The following is a 10,075-nucleotide window of genomic DNA, read 5'->3' on the forward strand; positions in this document are numbered from 1 at the left end:
TCAGTCGTAGCTGAGGTCGGAGTCCTCGTACTTGCAGTACGTGCCGTCCGGGCCCGAGCCGGTCTTGACCGGCTCGTCGCCGTCGTCGTTGCCGGTGTAGCGGACGCAGAGGTCGATGTCCTCGTCGTCGTCGCCGTGCACGCGGATGTCCGACAGCGTCGCGGTGTCGCCGTAGTTGGTGTTGATGCCGGCGACCGCGCCGCCGGGCGCGGTGACGTCGAGGTCGCTCAGCACGATGGTGCGCTTGTACTGCTTGGAGCAGTTGCCGCACGAGCGGACCAGCTTGCCGAAGTCCTCGACCTGGAAGCCGGTCACGGTGAGCGTCCCGGCACCGTTGAACTGGAGCACCTTGTCGTCGGCCTGCTGGGCGCCGCCGCCGGTCACCGTGTACTTCGCCGAGGACGAGGTGCCCTTGAAGGTGGCGGCGTCCTCGCCGACATCGGTCCACCACACGTTCTGCAGGGTGCAGGAACCCTTGCAGTGGACGCCGTCGGCGGCCGGGGAGCCGATGACGACGTTCTTCAGGACGGCGCCGTCGGCGAGTTCGAAGAGCGGGTCCTGGCCCTCCTCCTGGCCGTCGCCGCCGAGGTCGCCGGTGCCGTAGAAGTTCTTCAGCCCGCCGTCGTAGGTGCCGGAGACCGCGATGGTCGCGGAGACGGCCTTGTTCCCGGTGGGGGTCGGCCACGCGGCGGCGGCGCCGGCGCTGGACAGCATCGTCGAGGTGACGATCGCGGCGCCGGTGATGCCGAACGCGGCGGCCGAGGCGAGCACCGCCCGGCGCCGGGTGGCCCGGCGGCGGTGACGGACGCGCTGTTCGGTCGGTGCGGTCATGACGATTCCTTGCGTGAGGGGACATCCTTGCCTCCCCTGGTCGCCGCGGGCGGGGTACGGGGTTGCCGCCCGGCGCGGAATTCGCCGGTCCGTCAGTCGCCGTCCCGCTGCGGCGCGAAGTCGCCCGCCACCGACAGGTCCCCGGTCGCCGCCGTGGCGGTCGCCGCGTAGCTGTCGGCACCGGCGTCCCGGCCGCCGCGCTCGTGGTCGTACTGCCCGGCGAACACCCAGGTGCCCGCCGGGACCGTGCGGCCCCGCTTCAGCTTCCAGGTGTAGACGAGGAAGCCGTCGCGCTCGGCCACGGTGAGCGCGAAGTCGTTTTCGGGCAGCGACCGCCAGGCGCCGGTGGAGGTGACCCCGCCGGTCTGCGCGATCCGCAGCCGGACCGTGACGGCGGTCAGCGGCCGGTCCGTCTTCAGGGTGACGTTGCTCTGCGCCCAGAACTCGTTGCTGTGCGGGTCGACCGAGCCGTCCGACCACAGCGGCCCGTCCTCGACACCGGAGGCGGCCGGCGGCCGGACCGGAGCGGACGACGCGGTGGACGGCGTGGCCGGTGCGGTGGGGGAGGCGGTGGACTTCGGCGCGCCGGCCGCGGGCGACGTCCGCGGCGTCGGCCCGGCCGGCGGCCGGGCGGTGGCGTCCGGGGACGGGGTAGGCGTGGGCGTGGACCCCGGCGGCGCGGAGACGGCCACCGCCCGGTCCGCGGGCGCCTCGGCCCGGACCGCGGCGGCGACCGCGTAACCGCCGACCGCGAGGACGCCCGCCACCGCCGCGGTGGCCCCCGCCACCCGTACCCAGCCGCGCACCGGCGGCCGCGCCGCCCCGCGCCCCGCGGAGCCGGCCATGCCGCGCTCCACCCGGGCCAGCATCCGCGCCCGGTCGGGCTGGTGCGCCCCGGCCGCCGCCCGCAGCCGCGCGCGCAGCGCCTGGTGTTCGTCGTGCCGCACGGTCACCCGTTCCCTCCCGCGGCCGGGCCGGTGCCGCGCGCCACGTTCGCCACCTGTGTCACCCGCGCCGCGCGCGCCGCCGCGCGGACCCGCGGCGCGGCGCGCTCCGTGCCCAGGGACCGCTGGAGTTCGGCCATCGCCTTGGAGGTCTGGCTCTTCACCGTACCCACCGAGACGCCCAGCGCGAGCGCGGTGTCCTTCTCCGAGAGGTCGAAGGCGTGCCGCAGCACCACACAGGCCCGTTTACGAAACGGCAGCCGGCGCAGCGCCTCCTGGACGTCCACCACGTCGGCCACGTCCGGGTCCTCGGTCCGTTCCTCGCGCTGCGACCAGAACAGGGCGACCCGGCGCCGCTCCCGGACCGCGCTGCGCACCCGGGTCCGGGCCAGGTTGGCGACGACGCCGCGGGCGTAGGCCACCGGATGGTCGGCCGCGCGCACCCGGTCCCAGCGGTGCCACAGCGCCAGCAGCGCGTCCGCCGCCAGGTCGTCGGCGAGGTCCGGCTCGCCGGTCAACAGGCGGGCCAGCCGGGACAGTTCGGCGTAGTGGAGCTCGAAGAAGTCATGGAACTCCACGGAGGCGGCGTCGTCGACGACTGTGCCCACGGGCGGTCTCTCCTCGCAGCGGCTTCCCCGGCGTCGAACAGCCGTACGCCGGGACGGAGTGCGGCACTGTACCAGCGTTCGCCGGGTGGTTGTGCGGTTAGTCGAACGGCGTATGGCGGGCCGAACCCGGTCGGTAATTCCGTAACACGGTCAAAACCTGAACCAGGTTCAGCGGGGCAACAATCCAGTCGACTCGGCGCACTTGACGAGTGCGCCGACCCACCGACCCACCGACCAGGAGCACCCGCGATGTCAGCAGTCCACACCCTCGACCGGTTCTTCCGGATCTCCGAACGGGGGTCCACCTTCGCCCGGGAGACCCGCGGCGGTCTCGCCACGTTCTTCACGATGGCCTACATCCTCGTCCTGAACCCGCTCGTCCTCGGCGGCGCCCAGGACATCCACGGCGACCGGCTGGACGCGGTCCAGCTCACCACCGTCACCGCGCTGGTGGCCGCCGTGATGACGATCATCATGGGAGTGGTCGGCAATCTGCCGCTGGCCCTCGCCGCCGGACTCGGCATCAACGCGGTCGTCGCCTTCCAGATCGCCCCGCTGATGAGCTGGGACGACGCGATGGGACTGATCGTGCTGGAGGGCCTGCTGATCTGCGTCCTGGTGGTGACCGGCCTGCGCGAGGCCGTCATGCGGGCCATACCGCAGCCGCTCAAGCAGGCCATCGGCGTCGGCATCGGTCTGTTCGTCGCCCTGATCGGCTTCGTGGACGCCGGGTTCGTCAGCCGCGTCCCGGACGCCGCGAACACCACCGTCCCGGTCCAGCTCGGCGGCTCCGGCACCCTGACCGGCTGGCCGGTGCTGGTCTTCTGCCTCGGCGTGCTGCTCACGCTCGCGCTGCTGGCCCGCAAGGTGAAGGGCGCCCTGCTGATCAGCATCGTGTCGATGACGGTGCTGGCGATCGTCATCGAGTCGGTGGCCGACGTCGCCTCCTGGGGGCTGACCACCCCCGCCTGGCCGGACCGGCTGGTGGCCGCCCCCGACTTCGGACTGGTCGGCGACTTCAGCCTGTTCGGCGCGTTCGGCGAGACCGGCGCGATCACCGTCGTCCTGCTGGTGTTCACGCTGATCCTGTCCGACTTCTTCGACACCATGGGCACGGTGGTCGGCGTCAGCGCCGAGGCCGGGCTGCTGGACGCGGAGGGCAAGGTGCCGGGCCTGGGCCGGGTACTGCTGGTGGACGGCGCGGCGGCGGTGGCCGGCGGCGCCGCCTCGGCCTCCTCCGCGACCTCCTACGTGGAGTCGGCGGCCGGCGTCGGCGAGGGCGCCCGCACCGGCTTCGCCAACCTGGTCACCGGCGCGCTGTTCGCCCTCGCGCTCTTCCTCACCCCGCTGCTCACCATCGTCCCCATGCAGGCCGCCGCCCCCGCCCTGGTGGCGGTCGGCTTCCTGATGATGACCCAGGTCAGACACATCGACTGGGAGCGCTACGAGATCGCCGTACCGGCGTTCCTGGTCATCGCCGTGATGCCGTTCACGTACTCGATCACCAACGGCATCGGCGCCGGCTTCCTGGCGTACGCCGTGCTCATGGCGGTGCTGGGCCGGGCCCGGCAGGTGCACTGGCTGCTGTGGGTCACCTCGGCGCTGTTCCTGGTGTACTTCGCGATCGATCCGGTGGAGCAGGTGCTGGGCGTGAAGTGAGCGGCGCGGGGCGGTGTTCAAACGGGCAACAGAACCTGCCCCGCCGTCTCCTGACGGAGGGCTTTTCAGCTGCTTGGGTTCGTGTTATGAGCATGTGGACCTCACTGGAGCCGACTTCCGCGACCGTGGATCCCGGCGGCACCGCCCGGGTGCGGCTGAGATTGCGGAACACCGGCGACGTGGTCGACGAGTACCGCCTCGAACCGGTCGGCGCGCTGTCCCCCTGGATGACGGTGGAGCCGCAGACGCTGCGGCTCTATCCGGGGACGACGGGCACCGTGGAACTGACCTTCGCGCCGCCGCGGACCCCCGACGCGCAGGCCGGGCCGAACCCGTACGCCGTGCGGATCGTCCCGACCGAGCACCCCGGGGCCGTGACGGTCCCGGAAGGCAACATCACCGTCACCCCGTTCACCGAACTCCGCGCCGAACTGGTACCGCACACCGTCAAGGGGGTCTTCCGGGGCAAGCCCCGGCTCGCCGTCGACAACGTCGGCAACACCAAGGTGACGGCCTCGCTGTCCGCGAGTGACAACGGTGACGAGCTGTCCTACGAGCTGCGCCCGCAGAACGTCCAGATCGAGCCCGGCCGGGCGGCGTTCGTGGACGCCCGGCTCAAGCCCCGGCAGATCATCTGGTTCGGCTCCAAGCAGCAGCGGCCGTACGCCCTGCACGTGCTCCGCTCCGGCGCCGAACCGCTGCCCGTGGACGGTGTGTACGTGCAGCGCGGCTTCCTGCCCCGCTGGCTCGCCGCCACCCTGGGCATCGCCCTCTCGCTGGCGATCGCCTTCGTCATGATCTGGTTCGCCTACCAGCCCAGGGTCGCCACGCTCGCCACGGAACAGCTGGAGGAGGTCGGCGTCGGCACCCTGCCCACCCCGTCCACCTCGGCACCGATCGTGCCCGACGGCGTCTCGTCCTCGGCACCGGCCGCGCCCGACGTCGCTGCCCCGCAGACCTCGAAGGCGGAGCAGGACAGCGGCGACTCGGACAGCTCGGGCTCCGGGTCCGGCTCCGGTACGGGCGGCGGCGGCCAGAAAGCCGCACCCACGCCGTCCGAGACGCAGACCGTGGCCGCCGGCTCCCAGATCATCGGCGAGGGCTCCGACCGCTGCATCGAGGTCACCGGCGCCAAGAAGCTCAGCGAGGGCAAGGACGGCACCCCGCTCCAGCTCTGGGAGTGCGTCGGCACCGGCAACCAGAAGTGGGACTTCCGGGGCGACGGCACCGTACGCTCCCTCGGCCTGTGCATGGATGTCGCCTGGGGCTCGACGGAGGACGGCGCCGTCATCCAGCTCGCCCGGTGCAGCGGCAACCCGGCCCAGCAGTTCGTGCTGTCGACCGCGGGCGACCTCGTCAACCCGCAGGCCGACAAGTGCGTCGACGCCAAGGACGCCGCCACCGGCAACGGCACGGACCTGCAGCTGTGGACCTGCAACGGTCAGCCCAACCAGAAGTGGCGGGTGGAGGACTGAGTACGTTGCCCTGTGAGGTGCCCCTCACCCGAAGGCGAGTTTCGTCGTCCCCCACTCACTGGCGGAACTGATGACGGCGACGCCGGCGCCGATGGTGGCGGCACCGCCCTTGTAGAAGTAGACGCTCCCGGAGCTGGAGAGGGCCCAGAGGTCGGGGATGCCGTCCCCGTTCACGTCCGGGGTGCCCCGCAGATGCGTCACCGGCACGGTGGCCGTCGACCAGCCCTCGGCGTAGACCTCGTCGGCCCCGGTCCTCGACGCCGCCGCCGTGGACAGCGAGGCGATGGTGGACCCGCCCGCGCTGTCCGCCACGCCGTACCGCAGATACAGGCGGCTGGAGGAGCCGGAGCGCCACAGCAGGTCGGGGGCGCCGTCCTTGTCGTGGTCACCGACCGAGACGAGGTCCCGCTCCAGCCACGCCGATGAATTGATCTTCGTCGTCGAGAGGAAGGTCGCCCCGGTGTACCCCTCGAAGGCCCACAGCTCACCGCCGGCCGCCGTCGCGAACATGTCGGCCCGGCCGTCGGCGTCGTAGTCACCCGTGATGATCTGGTCGAAGGTCGCCGGGTCGGGTGAGCCGGAGGGCAGCCGGACCGTGCTGCGCCGGGAGATGTCGACGCTGCCGTAGCCGTCGCCGGGGTACACGTACAGCTTGCCGTCGGGCATCCGGGCGAAGAGGTCACCGACGCCGTCGCCCGCGAGGACGTCACCGCCGTGCGCGAGGAGCGCGGGTGCGCCGTCGGCGCCCATCCAGTACCCGGGCTTGTACTCCTCGCCGTCGCCGTCCTCGTCGGAGAGCAGACCGACGCCGTCGTCATGACCGGCCGCCAGGCCGACGTGCAGGTCACCGGCGCTGGTGGAGGGGTACAGCGTAAGGTTGCCGCCGGAACTGATGGCGTACAGGTCCGGGATGCCGTCCCCCATGGCGTCCCCGGGTTCGTCCGCCGAATCCCTGGGCGTCACGTAGAACAGGTACTTCGTGCCCGGCGAGGTGTTGCCGGCGCTGTCCACGGCGCGTGCGTACAGCACGTTGGGGCCCGCGGTGGGCGGCGACAGCGACAGGGTGGCGGACTTGCCCGCGGTGACCGTCTTGCTCTTGTCGTAGGTCGTGTTGTTGAAGGAGTAGTCGAAGCGGGTGACGTCGGTGTCCTCGTCCGGGGCGATGGTGAAGGTCCCGGACGTCCCGAACTTCACCTCCGACCAGACACTCCCGTCCTCGTCGGCCGCCGGATAGTCGTCGGAGGTCACGATCGGCTCGTTCGGCACGGTGCTGTCGTAGACGAACCGGCACACGTTCGGGCTCTTGGTGGGGTAGTACACGGACGCGGCCCCGGAGGAGTCGATCGCGCGGACCCGCCAGGAGTACTGGTACCCGTTGGTGAACTGCGACTTGGCTACCGTGGCCGACGCCGTGCCGGTACTGGTGACGGTGACGTTCTTGTCGAGAATCTTGTCGTCGCCGTAGCCGGTCCGCCACAGCTCGAAGTCCAGGTACTCCAGGTCCTTGCGGGTGGAGGTGTCGTCTGGGTCGGAGGACTTTGCCGACAGGACGAGATCCCGCTTGCCGATGTGGATGTACGGCGTGCTGTAGTCGCAGCTCTCGCCGGGGGACTGCTTCGCCGAACTCGGCGTCTTCGGCTTGCGGTTGTAGACGATCTTCAGCTTGGGGGCGCTGTCCCTCTCGGCGCGGAACTTCTTCCAGGAGTAGGCGGAGTCCTCGGTGGTGGCGCGCAGCCCGATGGTCATCGACTGGGCGCCGCTGTCCACGGCGTCCTGCGTCGCCGACTTGGCGCTGTACTCCACATAGGCGTCCGGGCAGGAGGAGTTGTAGCCGTGGGCGAAGGACTTGGTGCCGATCTCAGTCTTCCAGTCCGGCTGGTTGTTCCACGTTGTCTTGGACGAGATGGACCCGGTGGTCCACACCTGCATCTCCCGGCTGGAGCAGGACCAGGAGTACGTCTCCCGCAGGGACAGGGTGGCCGACGAGACGACGGCGCCCTTCAGGTTGGTGCTCCAGCCGAGCCGGAAGAACGAGCGCGACAGCCCCCAGGTGGTCGACTCGTAGCCGACGCGGGCCTCGGTGGTGCCGCTGTTGTAGTTGGCGCCGTCGTAGAAGCTGGAGGTGGGGTACTTCTTGTACGCCGTGGTCCAGTTCTTCGTCTTGCCGTAGATCGTGGGGTCGATGAAGACCGGGTAGACGGTGTCCTCGGCGGTGAGCAGCTCACGGTCCGGCGTGATCGACAGGCCGGTGGCGGCGGCGCCGGGATCGGTCAGTGCCGCGCCGGCCACCGCCAGGTGCGTGCCGGGGTCGGGCCCGGCGAGTCCGGCGAGCGCGAACACCTCGTCGTCCGTGAGCGGGGCGGGCGCGGCGTTCGCGTACCCGGCCGGCCGGACGTCCGCGGTGCCGTCGCCGGTGGTCCTGGCGGCGCTCGCCGGATCGGCGGACGCGGTGGTGCCGGCGGACGGGTCGGTGCCGGGGTCGGTGTCCGTGGCGTCGGGGGACGCGGTGGTGCTGGACGCGGTCGGCGCGGGTTCGGCGGACTCGGTCTCCGCCGGAGCGTCGGTGTCCATCCCGTCCTCGGGGACGCCCGGACCGTCGTCGGCCGGTGCCCCCGACTCCTCCGAGTACGACGGCTCCGGCTCCGCGCTCTCGGTCGGATCGGGGTCGTCGCCCTCGGTGACGGCGGGGCGGCCCGCCGAGTCCCACAGGTACGGCGTGGGCGAGAAGGCGAACTCCGCACCGGCGCGGTCCTTGCCGCTGACGACCTTGGTGACCGGGTCCAGGTGGAAGGTCAGGTCGGGGGAGGACAGCCCGTAGGACAGCTCGGTCAGCTCTGGACCTTCGGCCGCCTCGGCGCTGTGCACGATCAGTACGTGACTGAAGCCGTCGGCCTGCGCGGTGAGCATCAGGTCGACCCCGTCGAACACCTCCCGGTACAGGGCGCTGGACCCGCTCACCACCGGCTCGGGCACCGCACCCGGCCAGCTCAGCGTGATCTCGTGGCCGTCGCTGGTCAGGGTGGCCAACTCGGTGTAGCCCTCGGTGGCGTCGGCGACCCGCAGCGCGTTGCCGCCGCCGGTGGTGAACACCGCCGGGCGGACGGCGGACGCGGAGCCGTGACGCGCCGCTGGGCTCCCGGTGCCCGCGTTGTCGCTGCCCGCGCCGTCGCCGCCGCCGGAGAACACGACGGGGTCGGCGGTGGCCCTGGGCGCCCATCCGCCCCCGGCCACCTGCCGCAACGTGGTGTCGACAGCCTTCCAGACCCCGTTCACCTTCGCCCGTACCGGCGCCGCGTGCACGACCGTCTCGAAGCTGCCGTCGGGCCGGGCGTAGGTCTCGGAGGTCTCGTCGCGCAAGGTGCCGACCTCCACCCGCTCACCCTTGCTGACGGCCTGCTCCTGCGCGGTCTCCTCGGTCAGCGGACGCGCGGTGGACCGCTCGGTGCGGGCCGGTCCGTCGGTGCCGTCGGAGGTGTGGAGGAGCGGGACGGCGAGCAGTCCGACGCCCAGCGCGCCGGCGACCAGCGCGCCCACCGCGCCCACGCCTGCCCGTCCGCGTCCGGACGCGGGCAGGCCGAAGCGACGACGTTCCATGGTGCTGCGTCCCTTCCCCCTGGAATTCCGAAACCCCCGGAATTCTGTGAGTTCCCTTGCGTCCCCGGCCGTATTGAAGAGGCGGTCCAGGAAACGAGCACAGAGCATGGCCGATACAGCGAGGTTGCGCCACACCCGCCTTCAAGCCTTTCGCCCGCCGGACCGATCTTTTTCGGCCAGGTGTCCAAGTCACGCACCTGACCTGGGCTTTCCTGAGTCGGGCAGCTCCGCTCAAAGGGGCGCTTTTTACCTCCCTTTGCTGGTGGATTGGAATCCGTTTGACCCGTTCTCGCGCCTCTTGAGTGAACTGGGATCCCTTTATGGAATGCTGCAAGAATTGCACACGTGACCTAGATAACCACCCCTCTGGATCTTGTTGACTTTCCGTGAAGGCATGCCGGAGAGTTCGTGATCGACATTGGACGGAACTGTGCGCGGGGGCTGCCGCTGTGTGGGGATCACTGTCGTGGAGCGGCAGGCGGGAGCGTGTGAGCACGCGCGCCGAACGCCGCAGACGGACGCGGATACGCGCCGGCCTCATCGGCTCGACCGTGGTCGCGCTGACCATGGGCATCCTGCCCGCCGCCTACGCCCTGCCGCCGGACGACGACCGCAGCGGAGTCGACCTGGTCGACCTCCCCGCGTCGGAGGAGGCCGACGGCGAGAACGGCGGACAGCTCGCCGAACTGACCACGGCCGAGGCCGAGCAGCCCGCCGAGTACGACCCGAGCAAGGTCACCGCCCCGGCCGGCGGCACGGTCGCCAAGGACCTCACCGGTCTCACCCCCGGCGCCATGGTCCCGCTCGCCCAGGACAACGGCACCACCCTGCCCGTCGAGGTCGGCGCCCCCGAGACCGCCACCGCCACCGAGGCGTCCGCCCTGGAGGGCGAGTGGCAGGTCACGCTCGCCGGCCAGGACGAGCTGGCCGCCACCGCGATCGAGGGCGTGGCCCTCACCGTCAC

The 10,075-nt window shown here is 71.4% G+C and carries 7 protein-coding genes; 3 read left to right on the top strand and 4 right to left on the bottom strand.

Annotation, left to right across the window (positions count from 1 at the left end; translation table 11 throughout):
* The 3 genes from ACTT8P_RS30475 to ACTT8P_RS30485 form a co-directional block, all read right to left on the bottom strand.
* Complete coding sequence (locus tag ACTT8P_RS30475; protein WP_442835003.1) at positions 1 to 831, bottom strand: pectate lyase; 831 nt, start codon at positions 829 to 831, stop codon at positions 1 to 3.
* A 92-nt stretch (positions 832 to 923) separates the two neighbouring features.
* The gene (locus ACTT8P_RS30480) at positions 924 to 1,784 is read right to left on the bottom strand and encodes a hypothetical protein (RefSeq protein ID WP_442835004.1); all 861 of its coding nucleotides are present in this window, start codon (positions 1,782 to 1,784) and stop codon (positions 924 to 926) included.
* Positions 1,781 to 2,383 carry a SigE family RNA polymerase sigma factor gene (locus ACTT8P_RS30485; RefSeq protein ID WP_442835005.1) on the bottom strand — a complete coding sequence of 201 codons (603 nt, stop codon included), beginning with the start codon at positions 2,381 to 2,383 and terminating at the stop codon, positions 1,781 to 1,783. The genes ACTT8P_RS30480 and ACTT8P_RS30485 overlap by 4 nt, the downstream gene beginning before the upstream one ends.
* Positions 2,384 to 2,632: 249 nt before the next feature.
* Between ACTT8P_RS30485 and ACTT8P_RS30490 the strand changes: the two genes are divergently transcribed.
* Positions 2,633 to 4,042, top strand: a complete 1,410-nt coding sequence (locus tag ACTT8P_RS30490) for an NCS2 family permease (protein ID WP_442835006.1) — start codon at positions 2,633 to 2,635, stop codon at positions 4,040 to 4,042.
* Positions 4,043 to 4,128: 86 nt separating this feature from the next.
* Complete coding sequence (locus ACTT8P_RS30495) at positions 4,129 to 5,517, top strand: ricin-type beta-trefoil lectin domain protein (protein WP_442835007.1); 1,389 nt, start codon at positions 4,129 to 4,131, stop codon at positions 5,515 to 5,517.
* 24 nt (positions 5,518 to 5,541) lie between these two features.
* On the opposite strand, the gene ACTT8P_RS30500 is transcribed toward ACTT8P_RS30495, so the two are convergent.
* Positions 5,542 to 9,111, bottom strand: a complete 3,570-nt coding sequence (locus ACTT8P_RS30500; RefSeq protein WP_442835008.1) for an FG-GAP-like repeat-containing protein — start codon at positions 9,109 to 9,111, stop codon at positions 5,542 to 5,544.
* A 488-nt stretch (positions 9,112 to 9,599) separates the two neighbouring features.
* On the opposite strand from ACTT8P_RS30500, the gene ACTT8P_RS30505 reads away from it, so the two are divergent.
* Positions 9,600 to 10,075 (top strand): hypothetical protein (locus tag ACTT8P_RS30505; protein ID WP_442835009.1); only part of this gene is annotated, 476 nt, incomplete at its 3' end.

This window comes from Streptomyces sp. JW3 (assembly GCF_052216785.1).
Classification (GTDB): Bacteria; Actinomycetota; Actinomycetes; order Streptomycetales; family Streptomycetaceae; genus Streptomyces.